Origin of the sequence: Serratia sp. HRI (assembly GCF_010119335.3) — a bacterium.
In the GTDB taxonomy this organism is placed as follows: domain Bacteria; phylum Pseudomonadota; class Gammaproteobacteria; order Enterobacterales; family Enterobacteriaceae; genus Serratia; species Serratia nevei.
Genome location: NZ_CP083690.1, coordinates 2,442,058 through 2,458,976, shown reverse-complemented (window position 1 = coordinate 2,458,976; position 16,919 = coordinate 2,442,058). Strand labels below are relative to the sequence as shown.

Sequence of the window (16,919 nt, the reverse complement as noted above, 5' to 3'; positions counted from 1 at the left end):
AAGAAGGCGGCGGGTGTTCCGTGCCGCGCGCGAATCAAGGTGTGACAAGGGTGCCTCCTGGCGTCAGTTGTTGGCAGCGCAGCCAGCCCAGCGGCCGGGATTGCCCGGCGCGTAGCTGGTCGCCGCTGATGCGAATAAAGCGTTGCCGTTGCGGTGCGGATTCCAGCCGGTAGTTGCCGACCGCGTCCGCCGCCAGGCAGTCGTCGGCGCGGATGAGCACCTCTTGCGGCAGCGGGGCGTCCACCGGCCCGTTGTTCTGAATTATCAGATCATAAAGCCCGTTTTGCTGTGGCTGAGGCCTAAATTTTACCTGCCACTCGACGTTCAGCGGCCGCCGTTCGATCACCGCTCGCAGCGTGGCGAGCGACCAGGCGCGCCGATCGTCCGCCAGAGGCAAGCGGAACCAGATAATGCCGCGCAGCCGGGGCGGCGTTTGCTGCGCCAGCATCTGCAGAAAATCGGCGATCTGCTGCGGCGCGACCGTCAGCTCGCGGCCGTTGCCCGCCACGCGCAGCGAGGATTCGCTCTCCACCTGCGCGCCCTGCGCATCAAACCCCAGCAGCGCCATGCCATAGGCCGGCAGCGCGACGCGAAACGGCTTCGGTGTGACGGCGGCGTACTGCCGCACCCAGTGCAGTGCCAAGGGGCCGTCAAACAGCCCCTGCTGCGGCGAGAGCACCGCGTGCACCTGCAGGACGGAACTGTCGGCCTGTTGCAGTACGCCGGGCAGGTTGGGCGAGCCGATCCAGGCCGGCAGGGCGGTGATGCCGAGTTGCAAAGCGGTGGGCAGCCGTTGGCGCAGCCGCTGTAGAAAGCGTTGGTAGTCCGGCAGGCGGGCGGTGGCGGCGTCATGATCGATCTCGACGCCGGTGACGGGTAGCCCGGCCGCCTGCCAGCGCTGGGTGAGCGCCAGCAGCCGCTGGATAATGGCTTCTTGGTCCAGCTGCGGCAGCTGGCCGTCGAGGCGCGCTACCAGCCAGAGCGGGCGGCCGTCCTGTTTCAGCAGGCTGAGATCGGCCGGGATTTCCCGCCAGCCTTCGCGCGGATGCACCTGCAGCGCCAGCACGCGCAGCGCGCCGAACACATCGCGGCTGTGCGTCAGCGCATCGGCGTGCTGCGGCGTCCAAACCCGCTGCCAGACATAAACCTGCTGATCCCAGCCTGAGGCCAGGCGTAGCGCCTGCTGGCGCCCGAGGAGTGCGGCCGCCAGCCCCAGCGCAATCAAGACCAGCGCCGCCAGCCGGCCTTTCATTTTTGCCAGAGATCGCCCTGCGGTGCGAAGCCGCAGGCGCGCATGAAGTTATCGACTTCCCCGCGTTCGCGCGGCGCCAGGCCGGCGGTCGACAGCTGCCAGTGGGCAACCTGCGGCAGCTGACGCTGCGCATCCTGCACCAGGTAAAGACCGACGCCGCGGCGGCGCGTCACTTCGCGCACCAGCAGGTCCTGCAGCTCGGCGCGGTCGTCCTGCAGCGCGATTTTCACCGCCCCCAGCAGCCGCTCGTTGAAGCGGGCGGCGAACAGCACCTTGCCGTCGCTCAGCCAGCTTTGCCACTGTTCCGGCTGCTGGTGCGGCCAAATTTTACCGAGGTCGATAAGGTCTTGCGGGGACAGCGCGGTCAGGCGCTCGATGGTCAGTTTCATGCAGAATTTCCGCGCAGCTAAATGATGCCGACAGTGTAATAGATCTTGTGCAGAGCGTTGTGTAAGTTTTTCTGTACGATTACTGTGCAATATGTTTTTTGCACGGGGCATTTTCCGAGTAAATAGTTAGTAAACGGATTGTTAACCAGCACAACGCACTACGCCTCAAGGTAAAGAGCGCAGATTTAATTCGAATTTTATCCTGTTTACACCGCTTGTTTCTGCCGGATGAAGTTGATTTGCAGAAGAAAATTCCTGTTTAATGGCATGAAAAATAAAGTCTTATTAGAAAATAATGCCGATAAAAAGCCTAAATCATTATTACTTATAACAAAAGCGGTCAATAACGATCGGGCGCGGGCAAACACAACAGGTACGTTCACAACGACAGATGGGGATTTGCGGATGAAATTAACAACAGGTAAGGCACTGCTGGCGGGTTGTATTGCGATGGCCATGAGCCAGGCGGCCATGGCGAAAGACATCAAGGTGGCGATCGTCGGGGCGATGTCCGGCCCGGTCGCGCAGTATGGCGACATGGAGTTTACCGGCGCGCGCCAGGCGATTGCCGACATCAACGCCAAGGGCGGCATCAAGGGCGACAAGCTGGTTGGCGTGGAATACGACGACGCCTGCGACCCGAAACAGGCGGTTGCGGTCGCCAACAAGGTGATCAACGACGGCATTCGCTACGTGATCGGCCACCTGTGCTCCTCGTCTACCCAGCCGGCGTCCGATATCTATGAAGACGAAGGCGTGATCATGATTACCCCGGCGGCAACCAACGCCGATCTGACCACCCGCGGCTACAAGATGATCCTGCGCACCACCGGCCTGGACTCGGATCAGGGCCCGACCGCCGCCAAATACATTCTCAGCGACATCAAGCCGAAGCGCATCGCCGTGGTGCACGACAAGCAGCAATACGGTGAAGGCCTGGCCCGCTCGGTGCGCGACAGCTTGAAAAAACAGGGCGCCGAAGTGGCGATGTTCGAAGGCATCACCGCCGGCGACAAAGACTTCTCCACCCTGGTGGCGCGCCTGAAGAAAGAAAATATCGATTTCGTGTACTTCGGCGGTTACTACCCGGAAATGGGCCAGATCCTGCGTCAGGCCAAGCAGGCCGGGTTGACCACCCGCTTCATGGGGCCGGAAGGCGTGGGCAACTCCTCGCTGTCCAACATCGCCGGGGCCGCTTCGGAAGGCATGCTGGTGACGCTGCCGAAACGCTACGACCAGGTGCCTGCCAACCAGCCGATCGTCGATGCATTGAAAGCCAAGAAGCTGGATCCGACCGGCCCGTTCGTCTGGACCACCTATGCCGCACTGCAGTCGCTGACCACCGGCATGGAGCGCAGCGGCAGCCAGGAGCCGGCGGACATCGTCAAGGATCTGAAAACCGGCAAGCCGGTGGAGACCGTGATGGGGCCGCTGACCTGGGATGACAAGGGCGATCTGAAAGGCTTCGAGTTCGGCGTGTTCGAATGGCATGCCAACGGCACGTCCACACCGATCAAATAAGCCATAATGATTAGGGTGGGGCGCAGCCCGCTGCGCCCGGCGGGTCGGCTTGCCGGCCCCGTCTCCCTTTACCCGCCGGTTCTCCGCCGGCGGGTTTCGCAGCCAAGGGTTCAGAGTATGTCAGAGCAGCTCCTCTATTTTCTGCAGCAGATGTTCAACGGCTTAACGTTGGGCAGCACCTATGCATTGATCGCCATCGGTTACACCATGGTTTACGGCATCATCGGCATGATCAACTTCGCCCACGGCGAGGTGTACATGATCGGTAGCTATGTCTCCTTTATCGTCATCGCCGCCCTGATGATGCTCGGCATCGACGTCGGCTGGTTGCTGATCGGCGCCGCGTTCCTGGTCTCGATCGTCATCGCCAGCGCCTACGGCTGGAGCATCGAGCGGGTGGCCTACAAGCCGGTGCGCAACTCCAAGCGCCTGATTGCGCTGATCTCGGCCATCGGCATGTCGATATTCCTGCAAAACTACGTCAGCCTGACGCAGGGCTCACGCGATCTGGCGCTGCCCAGCCTGGTGACCGGCCAGTGGGTGCTGGGGGAAAGCAACGGCTTCGCCGCCACCATCAGCACCATGCAGCTGATCATCTGGCTCGTGACCTTCCTGGCGATGCTGGCGCTGACGCTGTTTATCCGCTATTCGCGCATGGGCCGCGCCTGCCGCGCCTGTGCGGAAGACCTGAAGATGGCCAGCCTGCTGGGCATCAACACTGACCGGGTGATCTCGCTGACCTTCGTCATCGGGGCGGTGATGGCGGCGGTGGCCGGGGTATTGCTCGGCCAGTTCTACGGCGTCATCAACCCTTACATCGGCTTTATGGCCGGTATGAAAGCCTTCACCGCCGCGGTTCTGGGCGGTATCGGCAGCATTCCCGGCGCGATGATCGGCGGCCTGGTGCTGGGCGTGGCGGAAGCGCTGACCTCCGCCTACCTCAGCACTGAATATAAAGACGTGGTGTCGTTCGCGTTGCTGATCGTGGTGCTGCTGATCATGCCGACCGGCATCCTCGGGCGTCCGGAGGTTGAGAAAGTATGAAACTCAATCTGCTCAATGCGCTGATCGCCACGGCGGTGCTGTTCGTGATGGCGTCGTTCCTGATGGGCATGCAGCTCAGCCTGGACGGCACCAAGCTGGTGGTGCACGGCGCGGCGGAAGTACGCTGGATGTGGATCGGCATCGGCTGCGTCATCGTCTTTTTCTTCCAGCTGTTGCGCCCGCTGCTGCAGCAGGGATTGAAAAAAGTCTCCGGCCCGGCGCTTGTGCTGCCGAGCTTCGACGGCACCACGCCGCGGCAAAAGCTGCTGGCGGCTCTGCTCATCGTCGCGGCGGTCGCCTGGCCGTTCCTGGTCTCGCGCGGCACGGTGGATATCGCCACCCTGACGCTGATCTACGTGATGCTGGGCCTCGGCCTCAACGTGGTGGTGGGCTTGTCTGGTCTGCTGGTGCTCGGCTACGGTGGTTTCTACGCCATCGGCGCCTACACCTACGCGCTGCTGAATCACTATTACGGCCTCGGCTTCTGGGAGAGCCTGCCGCTGGCGGGCATCGTCACCGCCGCCTTCGGCTTCCTGCTCGGTTTCCCGGTGCTGCGTCTGCGCGGCGACTATCTGGCAATCGTGACGCTCGGCTTCGGTGAGATCGTGCGCATCCTGCTGCTGAACAATACCGAGATCACCGGCGGGCCGAACGGCATCAGCCAGATCCCGAAACCGACCTTCTTCGGCCTGGAGTTCAACCGCAGCGTGCGCGACGGTGGTTGGGATACCTTCCATAACTTCTTCGGCCTGAAATACGATCCGAGCGATCGCATCGTGTTCCTGTATCTGGTGGCACTGCTGCTGGTGGTGCTGACGCTGTTCGTCATCAACCGCCTGCTGCGCATGCCGCTGGGGCGCGCCTGGGAAGCGCTGCGCGAAGACGAGATCGCCTGCCGCTCGCTGGGCCTCAGCCCGACGCGCATCAAGCTGACCGCTTTTACCATCAGCGCCGCTTTCGCCGGGTTTGCCGGCACGCTGTTCGCCGCGCGGCAGGGGTTCGTCAGCCCGGAATCCTTCACCTTTGTCGAGTCGGCCTTCGTACTGGCGATCGTCGTACTGGGGGGCATGGGCTCGCAGTTCGCGGTCATTCTGGCGGCGATCCTGCTGGTGGTGTCGCGCGAGCTGATGCGCGATCTGAATGAATACAGCATGTTGCTGCTGGGTGCGCTGATGGTGCTGATGATGATTTGGCGGCCGCAGGGGCTGTTGCCGATGAAACGGCCGCAGCTGAAGCTGCAGGCGGCGGACATTCACGCGGGTAAGGGGGAGCAGGCATGAGCGTTCAACCTTTGCTGCAGGTGGAGGGCCTGTCGATGCGTTTCGGCGGGCTGCTGGCGGTCAACAACGTGGCGTTGACGCTGAACGAAGGCGAAATCGTGTCGCTGATCGGCCCCAACGGTGCCGGTAAGACCACGGTGTTCAACTGCCTGACCGGTTTTTACCGCCCGACCGGCGGCACCATCAAATTGCGCGATCGCCACCTGGAAGGATTGGCGGGGCAGGCCATCGCCCGCATGGGCGTGGTGCGCACCTTCCAGCACGTGCGGCTGTTCCGTGAAATGACGGTGATCGAAAACCTGCTGGTGGCGCAGCATCAGCACCTGAAAAGCGGCGTGTTCGCCGGGCTGTTGAAAACCCCGGCCTTCCGCCGCGCCGAAGCCGAAGCGCTGGCGCGCGCGGCGGAGTGGCTGGAGCGCGTCGGCCTGCTGGAGATGGCCAACCGTTCGGCGGGCAACCTGGCCTATGGGCAGCAGCGGCGGCTGGAGATCGCTCGCTGCATGGTGACCCGGCCGGAGCTGCTGATGCTGGACGAACCGGCCGCCGGCCTCAACCCGAAAGAGACCGACGAGCTGGATCACCTGATCGTCGAGTTGCGCGATCGGCATAAGGTATCGGTGCTGCTGATCGAGCATGACATGAAGCTGGTGATGGGCATTTCCGACCGCATTTACGTGGTGAATCAGGGCACGCCGCTGGCGCAGGGCACACCGGCGGAGATCCGCAACAACCCGGACGTGATCCGGGCTTATTTGGGCGAGGCTTAAGACTGTGTCCCATCATTGTTCGCGGCATCGTCGCAGACCCAAAAACCCGCTATCAAGGCGGAAGATGAAGAACATAGCGGGACTATGTTCGAATCTGACAACGCAGAGAGCGGGTTTTTGGGGCGCGACCCGCAGGGCTGGGGCTATTTCGCCGCGCCGCTGCGTTACTCACCGTTTATTTGGCCCACCAAACCTCACGGCTCGCGCCTTGCTGCGCAGCGAAATAATCACCAGCGATGCTCACGCACAATGATGGGGCGCAGTCTTTATGTTGTCATTCAATCAGGTATCCGCCCATTACGGCAAAATTCAGGCGCTGCATCAGGTCAGTCTCACGATAAGCCAGGGCGAAATCGTGACGTTAATCGGCGCCAACGGCGCCGGTAAAACCACGCTGCTCGGCACCCTGTGCGGCGAGCCGCGCGCCAGCGAAGGCAGCATCGTCTTTCAGAACCAGGACATCACCCAGTGGCAAACCTCGCGCATCATGCGCGAAGCGGTGGCGATCGTGCCCGAAGGGCGGCGCGTCTTCTCGCGCATGACGGTGGAAGAAAACCTGGCGATGGGCGGCTTCTTCGCCGATCGCCGGCAGTATCAACAGCGCATCGAACGGGTGTTCACTCTGTTCCCGCGCCTGCTGGAGCGCCGAAGCCAGCGCGCCGGCACCATGTCCGGCGGCGAGCAGCAGATGTTGGCCATCGGCCGCGCGCTGATGAGCCAGCCGAAGCTGCTGCTGCTCGACGAGCCCTCGCTCGGGCTGGCGCCGATCATCATCCAGCAGATTTTCGACATCATTCAGCAGCTGCGGGAAGAGGGCATGACCATCTTCCTGGTGGAGCAAAACGCCAATCAGGCGCTGAAATTGGCGGACCGCGGTTATGTGCTGGAAAACGGCCGCGTGGTGTTGGAAGATACGGGGGCTGCATTGTTAGCCAACGAAGCAGTGAGGTCGGCGTATCTGGGCGGTTAATCCGCCCCCCTACGAATTAAAATAATCAGGTACGAGAAGAAGAAATGAAGACAGAAGGGTTACTCGCGCAGCGCATCGTTAACGTAAAAAGTTCGGCCATCCGTGAATTGCTTAAGCACAGCAAGATGGAACACGTCATTTCGCTGGCGGGCGGCATCCCCTCTGATGCGTTGTTCGATTTCGAAGGATTGAGCATTGCCACCCAGCAGGCGATCACCGAACAGCCGAAAAGCGCGTTCCAGTATGGCCTGACTGAGGGCAGCCCGCTGCTGCGTGAGCGCATTTGCGCGCTGTGCGCCGAGCGCGGCGTCACCGCTGATGCGGAAGAGGTGATGGTCACCGCCGGCTCGCAGCAGGCATTGGATTTGGTGATGCGCGCCATCGTCAACCCCGGCGACGTGTTCGTGGTGGAGCGCCCGACCTACCTGGCGGCGTTGCAAACGCTGGAGCTGGCGGAAGCCAGCATCATGTCGGTCTCGTCCGACAGCGACGGCATGGTGGTGGAAGAGCTGGCCGAGCTGCTGAAAACCCAGCGCATCAAGGGCGTGTACGTGGTGCCGAACTTCGGCAACCCCAGCGGCATCACCCTGAGCGCCGCGCGCCGCGAACTGCTGGTGAAGCTGGCCGCCGAACATAACTTCCTGATCATCGAAGACGATCCGTACGGCGAGCTGCGTTTCACCGAAGAGCGCCACCCGACGCTGCATCAGGTGTCGCAGCGGGTGCTGGGCAACACCGACCATATCATCTATACCTCGACCTTCTCCAAGATCCTGGCGCCGGGCCTGCGGTTGGGCTGGGCGATCCTGCCGCCGTTCCTGTTGCATAAAGTGGCGATCATCAAGCAGGCGGCGGATCTGCACGCCAGCGCGCTGTCGCAGAGCATCGTCGAATGCTACCTCGGCCTGGGCCGCCTGCCGGCGCAAATCGACAAGATCCGCGCCGCCTACAAACAGAAGGGCGAGATCCTGGCCGGTTTGGTGGAGCAGGAGCTGGGCGACTACATCACCTTCGATAAGCCGAAGGGCGGCATGTTCCTGTGGGCACGTTTCCGCCAGCCGTTCAACGCCACCGAATGGCTGAACGCTACCCTGCAGCAGGGCGTGGTGTTCGTGCCGGGGGAATACTTCTTCTCCGACAACCCGGATCGTTCGACCTTCCGCCTGTCGTTCGCCACCGCCACCGAACAGCAGATGCAGGAAGCGGTGGCGCGTCTGCGCCGTTCGCTGTAATCCTCGCGGCGGCGGAGCCCATGCCCGCCGCCGACATCAAACCGCCATCTTCACTTCACCTTGCCGTCATGTGGCTGTCATATAACGGTTATTTTTCTGTCATCCGCGCATGGCATGTTAGCTTCCAAAAAAAAACTGATTCTTTTCGCTCACGCGCTTTTACACCAGCTTTTTTCAGGAGTTAGGCATGCTCACCTACGCTATTCGCAAAACCACGCTGTGCGTCGCGTTGACCCTGGCGGTCAGCACTCAGGCGCTGGCGGCGACCGAGATCCCGTTCTGGCATTCGATGGAAGGCGAACTGGGTAAGGAAGTGGATTCCCTGGCGGATCGCTTCAACCAGTCGCACAGCGACGTCAAGATTGTGCCGGTTTATAAAGGCAACTACGAACAGAGCCTGGCGGCGGGCATCGCCGCTTACCGCTCCGGCAAGGCGCCGGCGATCCTGCAGGTTTACGAGGTGGGCACCGCCACCATGATGGCCAGCAAGGCCATCAAACCGGTCTACGAAGTGTTTAAAAAGGCCGGCATCAACTTCGACGAGTCGGTATTCGTGCCGACGGTAGCCGGCTATTACACCGACAACAAGAGCGGCCATCTGCTGTCTCAGCCGTTCAACAGCTCCACGCCGGTGCTGTACTACAACAAAGACGCCTTCAAGAAGGCCGGCCTGAACCCGGACCAGCCGCCGAAAACCTGGCAGGAGCTGGCGGCGGATACTGCCAAGCTGCGTGAGGCCGGCATGAAGTGCGGCTACGCCAGCGGCTGGCAGGGCTGGATCCAGCTGGAGAACTTCAGCGCCTGGCACGGCGTGCCGTTCGCCAGCGAAAACAACGGGTTCGGCGGCACCAACGCCAAGCTGGAGTTCAACAAGCCGCTGCAGGTCAAGCACATCGAGCTGCTGGAGGCGATGAACAAGAAGGGCGATTTCACCTACTTCGGCCGCAAAGACGAATCCACCGAGAAGTTTTATAACGGCGACTGCGCCATCACCACCGCTTCTTCCGGTTCACTGGCGGACATCAAACACTACGCCAAATTCAACTACGGCGTCGGCATGATGCCGTACGACGCCGACGCGAAAAACGCGCCGCAGAACGCCATCATCGGCGGGGCCAGCCTGTGGGTGATGAATGGCAAAGACGCCGCCACCTACAAGGGCGTGGCCGAGTTCCTGCAGTACCTGGCGCAGCCGGAAATCGCCGCCGAATGGCACCAGAAGACCGGCTATCTGCCGATCACCACCGCGGCTTACGATCTGACCAAGCAACAGGGCTTCTACGACAAGAACCCGGGTGCCGACGTCGCCACTCGCCAGATGCTGAACAAGCCGCCGTTGCCGTTCACCAAGGGCCTGCGCCTGGGCAACATGCCGCAGATCCGCAGCGTGGTGGATGAGGAGCTGGAAGGCGTGTGGACCGGTAAGAAAACGCCTCAGCAGGCGTTGGACGCCGCCGTGCAGCGCGGTGACGTGCTGCTGCGCCGTTTCGAAGCATCAACCAAGTAACCCTGCGTCGCGGGCCCGTCCGATCGGGCTCGCGTCTTCACGCCGATCCTTCCGTACCCGATTAATGGTCTAACTGCTATGTCATCTTCCCGTCCCGGTTTCGGCTGCAGCTGGTTGCCCTATGCGTTGGTGTTGCCGCAGCTGCTGATTACCGCCGTCTTCTTTTTATGGCCCGCCGGCGAGGCGCTGTGGTATTCGGTGCAGAGCCTCGATCCGTTCGGCCTGTCCAGCCAGTTTGTCGGGCTGGATAACTTTAAGCAGCTGTTTCAGGATCCTTACTATCTCGACTCGTTCTACACCACGCTGATCTTCAGCTTCCTGGTGGCGGGCATCGGGCTGGCGGTGTCGCTGTTCTTCGCCGCGCTGGTGGACTACGTGCTGCGCGGCAGCCGCCTCTATCGCACGCTGATGATCCTGCCCTATGCGGTGGCGCCGGCGGTGGCGGCGGTGCTGTGGATCTTTCTGTTCAACCCCGGCCTGGGGTTGATCACCCATTTCCTCAACGGACTGGGCTATAACTGGAACCATGCGCAAAACAGCGGCCAGGCGATGTTCCTGGTGGTGCTGGCCTCGGTATGGCAGCAGATAAGCTATAACTTCCTGTTTTTCCTCGCGGCGCTGCAATCGATCCCGCGCTCGCTGGTGGAGGCGGCGGCCATCGACGGCGCCGGCCCGGTGCGGCGTTTCTTCCATCTGGTGCTGCCGCTGATCGCGCCGGTGAGCTTCTTCCTGCTGGTGGTCAATCTGGTGTACGCCTTCTTCGATACCTTCCCGGTGATCGACGCCGCCACCGGCGGCGGGCCGGTGCAGTCCACCACCACGTTGATCTACAAGATCTACCGCGAAGGCTTCGCCGGATTGGATCTCTCCAGCTCTGCCGCGCAGTCGGTGATCCTGATGCTGCTGGTGATCGGCCTGACGGTGATCCAGTTCCGCTTTGTTGAACGTAAGGTGCGCTATCAATGATTGAGAATCGACGCGGGCTGGATATCTTCAGCCATGTGATGCTGATTATCGGCGTGCTGGTGGTGCTGTTCCCGCTGTACGTGGCCTTTGTCGCCGCCACGCTGGACGACAAGCAGGTGTTTCAGGTGCCGATGACGCTGGTGCCCGGCGGCCACCTGTGGGAGAACATCCGCAATATCTGGCAGGGCGGCGTGGGCAACCTCAAGGTGCCGTTCTCGCTGCTGCTGCTGAACAGCGTGATCATGGCGCTGGCGATCACCTTCGGCAAGATCGCGGTGTCGGTGCTGTCGGCTTACGCCATCGTGTACTTCCGCTTTCCGCTGCGCAGCCTGTTCTTCTGGCTGATTTTCCTCACCCTGATGCTGCCGGTGGAGGTGCGTATTTTCCCGACGGTGGAGGTGATCTCCAACCTCAACCTGCTGGACAGCTACACCGGCCTGACGCTGCCGCTGATGGCCTCGGCCACCGCGACCTTCCTGCTGCGTCAGTTCTTCATGACGTTGCCGGATGAGCTGCTGGAGGCGGCGCGCATCGACGGCGCCGGGCCGATGCGTTTCTTCTGGGACATCGTGCTGCCGCTGTCGAAAACCAATCTGGCGGCGCTGTTCGTCATCACCTTTATCTACGGCTGGAACCAATACCTGTGGCCGATCCTGATCACCAGCGACGCCTCGATGGGCACTGCGGTGGCGGGCATCAAGAGCATGATCTCCACTTCCGGCGCGCCGACCCAGTGGAACCAGGTGATGGCGGCGATGATTCTGACTTTATTGCCACCGCTGGCGGTGGTGCTTCTGATGCAGCGCTGGTTTGTGCGCGGTCTGGTTGATAGCGAGAAATAACGACGATGGCAGGATTAAAACTACAGGCGGTCACCAAGTCTTACGACGGTAAAACGCCGGTGATCAAACAGATCGACCTCGATGTGGCGGACGGCGAATTCATCGTGATGGTCGGCCCGTCCGGCTGCGGCAAATCCACGCTGCTGCGGATGGTGGCCGGGCTGGAACGCACCACCAGCGGCGATATCTATATCGATACCCGGCGCGTGACCGATCTGGAGCCCAAGGATCGCGGCATCGCGATGGTGTTCCAGAACTACGCGCTCTATCCGCACATGAGCGTGTACGACAACATGGCCTACGGCCTCAAGATCCGCGGTTTCGGCAAGGATCATATCCGCCAGCGGGTGGAGGAGGCGGCGCGCATCCTGGAGCTGGAGCCGCTGCTCAAACGCAAACCGCGCGAGCTTTCCGGCGGCCAGCGCCAGCGCGTGGCGATGGGGCGCGCCATCGTGCGCGAGCCGGCGGTATTCCTGTTCGATGAGCCGCTGTCCAACCTGGACGCCAAGCTGCGGGTGCAGATGCGCCTGGAGCTGCAACAGCTGCATCGTCGTCTGAAAACCACCAGCCTGTACGTGACTCACGATCAGGTGGAGGCGATGACGCTGGCGCAGCGGGTCATCGTAATGAACAAGGGCGTGGCGGAGCAGATCGGCACCCCGAGCGAAGTGTACCAACGGCCGGCTTCGCTGTTTGTCGCGGGCTTTATCGGATCGCCGGCGATGAACCTGCTGCCCGGCACCCTCAGCGCCGACGGCGGCCAGCTGCTGCTGGCGGACGGCATGGTGCTGCCGTTGCCGGCGGCCAAACCTCAGTGGGCGGGGCGGCAGTTGACGTTGGGCATTCGGCCGGAGCATATTCAGCGGGTGGCGCAAGGCCAGGGCGTGCCGCTGCAGCTGCAGACGCTGGAACTGCTGGGGGCCGACAATCTGGCGCACGGCCAGTGGGGCGGCCACGGGGTGATCGCGCGGCTGTCGCACGAAACCTTGCCGGCGGCGGGCAGTACGCTATATTTGCAGCTGCCTGCTCAGGCGCTGCACTTCTTTGACACCCACAGCGGATTACGGATGGATTGATGACTAGACCCTGGCCTTACCCTCATATCGTCGCCCACCGCGGCGGCGGTTCTCTGGCGCCGGAAAACACCCTGGCGGCGATCGACGTCGGCGCGCGCCACGGCCACAAGATGATCGAGTTCGATGCCAAGCTGGCGCAGGACGGGCAAATTTTCCTGCTGCACGACGACACGCTGGATCGCACCAGCAACGGTTGGGGCGTGGCGGGCGAACTGCCGTGGGACAAGCTGGTGCAGCTGGACGCCGGCAACTGGTACAGCTCGGCCTTCAAGGGCGAGCGGTTGCCGCTGTTGTCGGAGGTGGCGGAACGCTGCCAGGAACACGGCCTGATGGCCAATATCGAGATCAAGCCGACCACCGGCAGCGACGATGAAACCGGCCGGGTGGTGGCGCTGGCGGCGCGGCTGCTGTGGCAAGGGCAGACCGATCCGCTGCTCTCTTCCTTCTCGGTAGAAGCGCTGGCGGCGGCGCAGCGCACCGTGCCGGATTTGCCGCGCGGCCTGCTGCTCGAGGACTGGGACGACAACTGGCGCGAGCTGACCGAACGCCTGGACTGCGTCTCGCTGCATATCGATCACAAAGCGCTGACCGCCGAGCGGGTAAAAGCGTTGAAAGACGCCGGGTTGCGCATTCTGGTGTACACCGTCAACCAACCGGATCGCGCGCGCCTGCTGCTCGACTGGGGCGTTGACTGCATTTGCACCGACCGGATAGATTTGATCGGCCCGGATTTTTAATCCGGCACCGATGAATCCCGCGACGACAAGCCTTGCCGCCGCACCACCGGAAGGAATGCGATGCCTGGCTTTATCCTGTCACTCTGGCACCAGATCGTGCTGTCTTTACCGCTGTTCGTCCTGATTGCGTTGGGTTATGGGTTGATTCGCTGGGGGAAATGGCCTGCCAGCATCACCGATGGCCTGACGCGTTTCGTGTTTTCCCTCGCCTTGCCCGCCATGCTGTTTCGCATGATGTGCGACTTCTCGCAGCGCCCGGCGGTCGACGCTCGGCTGCTGATCGCGTTCTTCGGCAGTTGCCTGATCGTGTTCGTGCTTGGCCGCCTCGTCGCCCGGCATCTCTTCCGGCTGGATGGCGTCGCCGGATCGGTGTTTGCGCTGGGCGGTATTTTCTCCAATAACGTGATGCTCGGCTTGCCGATCGCCGGCGTGATGCTGGGGGAGGCGGCGATCCCGTCGGTGGCGCTGGTGCTGGTGTTCAACGGCCTGATCCTGTGGACGCTGGTGACGGTGTCGATCGAATGGGCGCGCAACGGTTCGCCGACGCTGAGCGGCTTCGCTAAAACCGCGCGTAGCGTGCTGACCAATCCGCTGATCGTCGGCATTCTGTCCGGCACTCTGTTCAGCCTGACCGGCCTGCCGCTGCCGACCTTCGTCGATCGGCCGGTCAGCATGCTCGGCCAGGTGGCGGCGCCGCTGTCGCTGGTGGTGCTGGGGATGGGGCTTGCCGAGTACCGCATCAGCGAAGGCTGGCAGCTGAGCAGCGCCATCTGCGTGCTGAAGTTGCTGGTGCAGCCGCTAGTGATTTGGCTGCTGGCCTGGATGATGGATCTGCCGCCGATGGAAACCCGCGTTGTGGTGCTGCTGGGATCGATGGCGGTGGGGGTGAACGTCTACCTGATGTCGCGCCAGTTCAATACGCTCACCGGCCCGGCCGCCACCAGCCTGGTGATGTCCACCGTGCTGGCGGCGATCACCACGCCGCTGATCCTCACCGTTATGGGCGTACGGACGTAGCCGGCATCGGTGCCTGCGGTACCGCCGGTGCGGTGCGATTGAACGGATCGCGCGGCTGATTGCCGTTAGGCAGCAGTTGCCCGCCGTTCGGCGTGGTTTGCATCAGCTGTTGCCGCTGATTGTCGAACTGCCGCTGTTGCTGCTGGCGGCGTTGGTCCATTTGTTGATTGTTCAACTGGCGCTGTTGCTGGGCCTGCTGGCTGCTTTGGTTGAGAACCTGCTGCTGTGAACGCAGATCGGTTACGCCGTTGGCCGCCGCAGCCAGGCCGGGCAGCCACAGCAGGGCGAACAGGATGTGAGAAGTTTTCATGATGGTTACCTCGCCTTTTTATTAAGCCTAACCCAGCGGTGAAATTTTGCCGGTAGTTTATATTTTGTTCTGATGTAAACCGCCTTTTCACCAACGCGGTGCGCATCTTCCGTTACAATCGCCCTTTCGGTCTTTTTAGGGTGAACCCATCGTGCTGCTTTTGGTTATAACCACCATTCTGTGGGCATTTTCTTTCAGCCTGATTGGCGAGTACCTGGCGGGCCACGTCGACAGCGGATTCTCGGCGCTGGTGCGCATCGGGCTGGCGGCGCTGGTGTTTCTGCCGTTTCTGCGTTGGCGCAACATCAAACTCAAGGTGATCCTGCTGTATATGCTGGTGGGCGCCTTCCAGCTGGGCATCATGTACCTGTTCAGCTTCCGCGCCTATCTGTACCTGACGGTGCCGGAATTCCTGCTGTTCACCGTGCTGACGCCGCTGTACATCACGCTGATCTACGACTTGCTGAGCGGCCGGCGTCTGCGTTGGGGCTATGTCTTCAGCGCGTTGCTGGCGGTGCTGGGCGCGGCGATTATCCGCTATCACCAGCTGAGTGAGCATTTCTGGTGGGGGCTGCTGTTGGTGCAGGCGGCGAATATCAGCTTCGCCATCGGCATGGTCGGCTATAAGCGCTTGATGGAAGTGCACCCCTTGCCGCAGCACACCGCTTTTTCCTGGTTCTACCTGGGGGCTGCGGCGGTGGCGGTGGTGGCCTGGTTCCTGTGGGGCAATCCGCAGCAGCTGCCGACCACCAATCTGCAGTGGGGCGTGCTGATCTGGCTGGGCGTGGTGGCGTCGGGGCTGGGCTACTTCATGTGGAACTACGGCGCGACGCAGGTGGATGCCGGCACGCTCGGCATCATGAACAATATGCATGTGCCGGCCGGTTTGTTGGTCAACCTGGCCATCTGGCAACAGCAGCCGCATTGGCCGAGCTTTATCATCGGCGGGGCGGTGATCGTCGCTTCGCTGTGGGTGCATCGCCGCTGGGTGGCGCCGAAACAGCTTGGCTAAGCGGGCGGGCCACCCCGGCCCGGGGGGCCCGAAAGTTTATACGCCGGCCGCCAACGCTTTGGCGCCGGTCGCGCCGGGGCGTGCGGCGTCGCGCACAAACGGCAGATGATCGCAGGCGTGCTGGCGGGCCGAGCGGATAAAGGCTTCGGTCACCGCCTGGCGCTGTTCACCGTCGCGCACGGCAGCGTACAGGCGGCTCCACAGGCCGTCACCCAGGGTTTTGGTCACCACCAGACCCTGCTGTTCGAAACTCTCCACCACCCAGTGCGGCAGCGCCGCAATCCCCATCCGCGCCGATACCATCTGGATCAGCAGCAGCGTGTTATCGACGTTCTTCAACGCCGGGCTGACGCCCGCCGGCTGCAGAAAATGCCGCCAGATATCCAGCCGTTGGCGCTGCACCGGGTAAATCAACAGCGTTTCGTCACTCAAGTCTTCCGGCTCGATGTGCGGCCTGCCGGCCAGCGGATGATCCGGCGCCAGCACCAGGCGCACCTCGAAATCGAACATCGGCGAATAGTGCAGGCCGCTGCGCGGCAGAATATCCGACGTCATCACCAGATCCAGTTCGCCCTGTTGCAAGGCCGGTTGCGGATCGAAAGTCACGCCGGAAGTGAAGTCCATCACCACCTGCGGGAAACGCCGGCGGAAGTTGTCCAGCGCCGGCGTCAGCCACTGAATGCAGCTGTGGCATTCGATGGCGATGCGCAGCGTGGTCTGATGCGGCTCGTGGCAGGCCTGCAGCGCCTGCTGGATCTGCGGCAGCACCTGCTCCGCCAGCTGCAGCAGGATCTCGCCCTGGGCGGTGAAGCGCAGGGGCTGGCTCTTGCGCACGAACAGCTTGAAGCCCAGACGTTGTTCAAGATCGCTGAACTGGTGCGACAGGGCAGACTGCGTCTGATGAAGTTGGGCCGCCGCCCCCGCCAGCGAGCCGCTGTTGCGCAGGGCCTGCAGCGTCCGTAAATGTTTCAGTTCGATCATGAGAGTCCTTCACATT

General features: G+C 62.3%; 17 protein-coding genes. 13 read left to right on the top strand and 4 right to left on the bottom strand.

The window, feature by feature from the left end:
- Nucleotides 1-34 precede the first annotated feature (34 nt).
- Together GF111_RS11855 and panM are read right to left on the bottom strand one after the other, a co-directional pair.
- Nucleotides 35-1,252, bottom strand: coding sequence for a DUF3142 domain-containing protein (locus tag GF111_RS11855; RefSeq protein WP_147191384.1), 1,218 nt, complete (start codon nucleotides 1,250-1,252; stop codon nucleotides 35-37).
- The gene (gene panM, locus GF111_RS11850; RefSeq protein ID WP_038874152.1) at nucleotides 1,249-1,641 is read right to left on the bottom strand and encodes an aspartate 1-decarboxylase autocleavage activator PanM; all 393 of its coding nucleotides are present in this window, start codon (nucleotides 1,639-1,641) and stop codon (nucleotides 1,249-1,251) included. Before panM ends, GF111_RS11855 begins: the two co-directional genes overlap by 4 nt.
- A 405-nt stretch (nucleotides 1,642-2,046) precedes the next feature.
- On the opposite strand from panM, the gene GF111_RS11845 reads away from it, so the two are divergent.
- The 12 genes from GF111_RS11845 (at nucleotide 2,047) to GF111_RS11790 (ending at nucleotide 14,600) form a co-directional block, all read left to right on the top strand.
- Entirely contained in the window at nucleotides 2,047-3,162 is a 1,116-nt protein-coding gene (locus GF111_RS11845) for a branched-chain amino acid ABC transporter substrate-binding protein (RefSeq protein ID WP_134267471.1), read from the top strand.
- A gap of 117 nt (nucleotides 3,163-3,279) precedes the next feature.
- Nucleotides 3,280-4,206, top strand: coding sequence for a high-affinity branched-chain amino acid ABC transporter permease LivH (gene livH, locus GF111_RS11840; RefSeq protein WP_038874154.1), 927 nt, complete (start codon nucleotides 3,280-3,282; stop codon nucleotides 4,204-4,206).
- On the top strand, nucleotides 4,203-5,486 hold the full coding sequence (locus tag GF111_RS11835; RefSeq protein ID WP_038874155.1) for a high-affinity branched-chain amino acid ABC transporter permease LivM: 1,284 nt from the start codon (nucleotides 4,203-4,205) through the stop codon (nucleotides 5,484-5,486). Before livH ends, GF111_RS11835 begins: the two co-directional genes overlap by 4 nt.
- Nucleotides 5,483-6,253 carry a high-affinity branched-chain amino acid ABC transporter ATP-binding protein LivG gene (gene livG, locus GF111_RS11830; protein ID WP_038874156.1) on the top strand — a complete coding sequence of 257 codons (771 nt, stop codon included), beginning with the start codon at nucleotides 5,483-5,485 and terminating at the stop codon, nucleotides 6,251-6,253. Before GF111_RS11835 ends, livG begins: the two co-directional genes overlap by 4 nt.
- Nucleotides 6,254-6,521: 268 nt before the next feature.
- On the top strand, nucleotides 6,522-7,223 hold the full coding sequence (gene livF, locus GF111_RS11825; RefSeq protein WP_038874157.1) for a high-affinity branched-chain amino acid ABC transporter ATP-binding protein LivF: 702 nt from the start codon (nucleotides 6,522-6,524) through the stop codon (nucleotides 7,221-7,223).
- Nucleotides 7,224-7,267: 44 nt separating this feature from the next.
- Complete coding sequence (locus GF111_RS11820) at nucleotides 7,268-8,455, top strand: PLP-dependent aminotransferase family protein (RefSeq protein WP_047729390.1); 1,188 nt, start codon at nucleotides 7,268-7,270, stop codon at nucleotides 8,453-8,455.
- Nucleotides 8,456-8,642: 187 nt separating this feature from the next.
- Nucleotides 8,643-9,962 (top strand): sn-glycerol-3-phosphate ABC transporter substrate-binding protein UgpB, encoded by a 1,320-nt coding sequence (gene ugpB / locus GF111_RS11815; RefSeq protein ID WP_147191127.1) that lies wholly within the window; start codon nucleotides 8,643-8,645, stop codon nucleotides 9,960-9,962.
- Between the two features lie 78 nt (nucleotides 9,963-10,040).
- Nucleotides 10,041-10,928, top strand: coding sequence for a sn-glycerol-3-phosphate ABC transporter permease UgpA (gene ugpA / locus GF111_RS11810; protein ID WP_015376293.1), 888 nt, complete (start codon nucleotides 10,041-10,043; stop codon nucleotides 10,926-10,928).
- On the top strand, nucleotides 10,925-11,770 hold the full coding sequence (ugpE, locus tag GF111_RS11805) for a sn-glycerol-3-phosphate ABC transporter permease UgpE (RefSeq protein ID WP_019455301.1): 846 nt from the start codon (nucleotides 10,925-10,927) through the stop codon (nucleotides 11,768-11,770). The genes ugpA and ugpE overlap by 4 nt, the downstream gene beginning before the upstream one ends.
- 5 nt (nucleotides 11,771-11,775) lie before the next feature.
- Nucleotides 11,776-12,846, top strand: a complete 1,071-nt coding sequence (locus GF111_RS11800; RefSeq protein WP_047729386.1) for a sn-glycerol-3-phosphate import ATP-binding protein UgpC — start codon at nucleotides 11,776-11,778, stop codon at nucleotides 12,844-12,846.
- On the top strand, nucleotides 12,846-13,583 hold the full coding sequence (ugpQ, locus tag GF111_RS11795) for a glycerophosphodiester phosphodiesterase (protein ID WP_047729384.1): 738 nt from the start codon (nucleotides 12,846-12,848) through the stop codon (nucleotides 13,581-13,583). Before GF111_RS11800 ends, ugpQ begins: the two co-directional genes overlap by 1 nt.
- A 60-nt stretch (nucleotides 13,584-13,643) precedes the next feature.
- Complete coding sequence (locus tag GF111_RS11790) at nucleotides 13,644-14,600, top strand: AEC family transporter (protein ID WP_094461170.1); 957 nt, start codon at nucleotides 13,644-13,646, stop codon at nucleotides 14,598-14,600.
- Here the strand turns inward: GF111_RS11790 and GF111_RS11785 are convergent.
- Nucleotides 14,581-14,910 (bottom strand): hypothetical protein, encoded by a 330-nt coding sequence (locus tag GF111_RS11785; protein ID WP_094461171.1) that lies wholly within the window; start codon nucleotides 14,908-14,910, stop codon nucleotides 14,581-14,583. The genes GF111_RS11790 and GF111_RS11785 overlap by 20 nt on opposite strands.
- 151 nt (nucleotides 14,911-15,061) lie before the next feature.
- On the opposite strand from GF111_RS11785, the gene GF111_RS11780 reads away from it, so the two are divergent.
- A complete protein-coding gene (locus GF111_RS11780) occupies nucleotides 15,062-15,922 on the top strand; it encodes a carboxylate/amino acid/amine transporter (RefSeq protein ID WP_048232416.1) in 861 nt (286 codons plus the stop codon).
- A 36-nt stretch (nucleotides 15,923-15,958) separates the two neighbouring features.
- On the opposite strand, the gene metR is transcribed toward GF111_RS11780, so the two are convergent.
- Nucleotides 15,959-16,903, bottom strand: coding sequence for an HTH-type transcriptional regulator MetR (gene metR / locus GF111_RS11775; protein ID WP_038874173.1), 945 nt, complete (start codon nucleotides 16,901-16,903; stop codon nucleotides 15,959-15,961).
- Between the last annotated feature and the right edge of the window lie 16 nt (nucleotides 16,904-16,919).

Excerpts from the sequence above, each read along its gene's own strand:
- GF111_RS11785 (WP_094461171.1), bottom strand. The coding sequence starts at position 14,910 with ATGAAAACTTCTCACATCCTGTTCGCCCTGCTGTGGCTGCCCGGCCTG.
- GF111_RS11790 (WP_094461170.1), top strand. The coding sequence starts at position 13,644 with ATGCCTGGCTTTATCCTGTCACTCTGGCACCAGATCGTGCTGTCTTTA.
- ugpQ (WP_047729384.1), top strand. The coding sequence starts at position 12,846 with ATGACTAGACCCTGGCCTTACCCTCATATCGTCGCCCACCGCGGCGGC.
- livH (WP_038874154.1), top strand. The coding sequence starts at position 3,280 with ATGTCAGAGCAGCTCCTCTATTTTCTGCAGCAGATGTTCAACGGCTTA.
- ugpE (WP_019455301.1), top strand. The coding sequence starts at position 10,925 with ATGATTGAGAATCGACGCGGGCTGGATATCTTCAGCCATGTGATGCTG.
- GF111_RS11800 (WP_047729386.1), top strand. The coding sequence starts at position 11,776 with ATGGCAGGATTAAAACTACAGGCGGTCACCAAGTCTTACGACGGTAAA.
- GF111_RS11845 (WP_134267471.1), top strand. The coding sequence starts at position 2,047 with ATGAAATTAACAACAGGTAAGGCACTGCTGGCGGGTTGTATTGCGATG.
- panM (WP_038874152.1), bottom strand. The coding sequence starts at position 1,641 with ATGAAACTGACCATCGAGCGCCTGACCGCGCTGTCCCCGCAAGACCTT.
- GF111_RS11835 (WP_038874155.1), top strand. The coding sequence starts at position 4,203 with ATGAAACTCAATCTGCTCAATGCGCTGATCGCCACGGCGGTGCTGTTC.
- GF111_RS11855 (WP_147191384.1), bottom strand. The coding sequence starts at position 1,252 with ATGAAAGGCCGGCTGGCGGCGCTGGTCTTGATTGCGCTGGGGCTGGCG.
- metR (WP_038874173.1), bottom strand. The coding sequence starts at position 16,903 with ATGATCGAACTGAAACATTTACGGACGCTGCAGGCCCTGCGCAACAGC.
- ugpB (WP_147191127.1), top strand. The coding sequence starts at position 8,643 with ATGCTCACCTACGCTATTCGCAAAACCACGCTGTGCGTCGCGTTGACC.
- livF (WP_038874157.1), top strand. The coding sequence starts at position 6,522 with ATGTTGTCATTCAATCAGGTATCCGCCCATTACGGCAAAATTCAGGCG.
- livG (WP_038874156.1), top strand. The coding sequence starts at position 5,483 with ATGAGCGTTCAACCTTTGCTGCAGGTGGAGGGCCTGTCGATGCGTTTC.
- ugpA (WP_015376293.1), top strand. The coding sequence starts at position 10,041 with ATGTCATCTTCCCGTCCCGGTTTCGGCTGCAGCTGGTTGCCCTATGCG.
- GF111_RS11820 (WP_047729390.1), top strand. The coding sequence starts at position 7,268 with ATGAAGACAGAAGGGTTACTCGCGCAGCGCATCGTTAACGTAAAAAGT.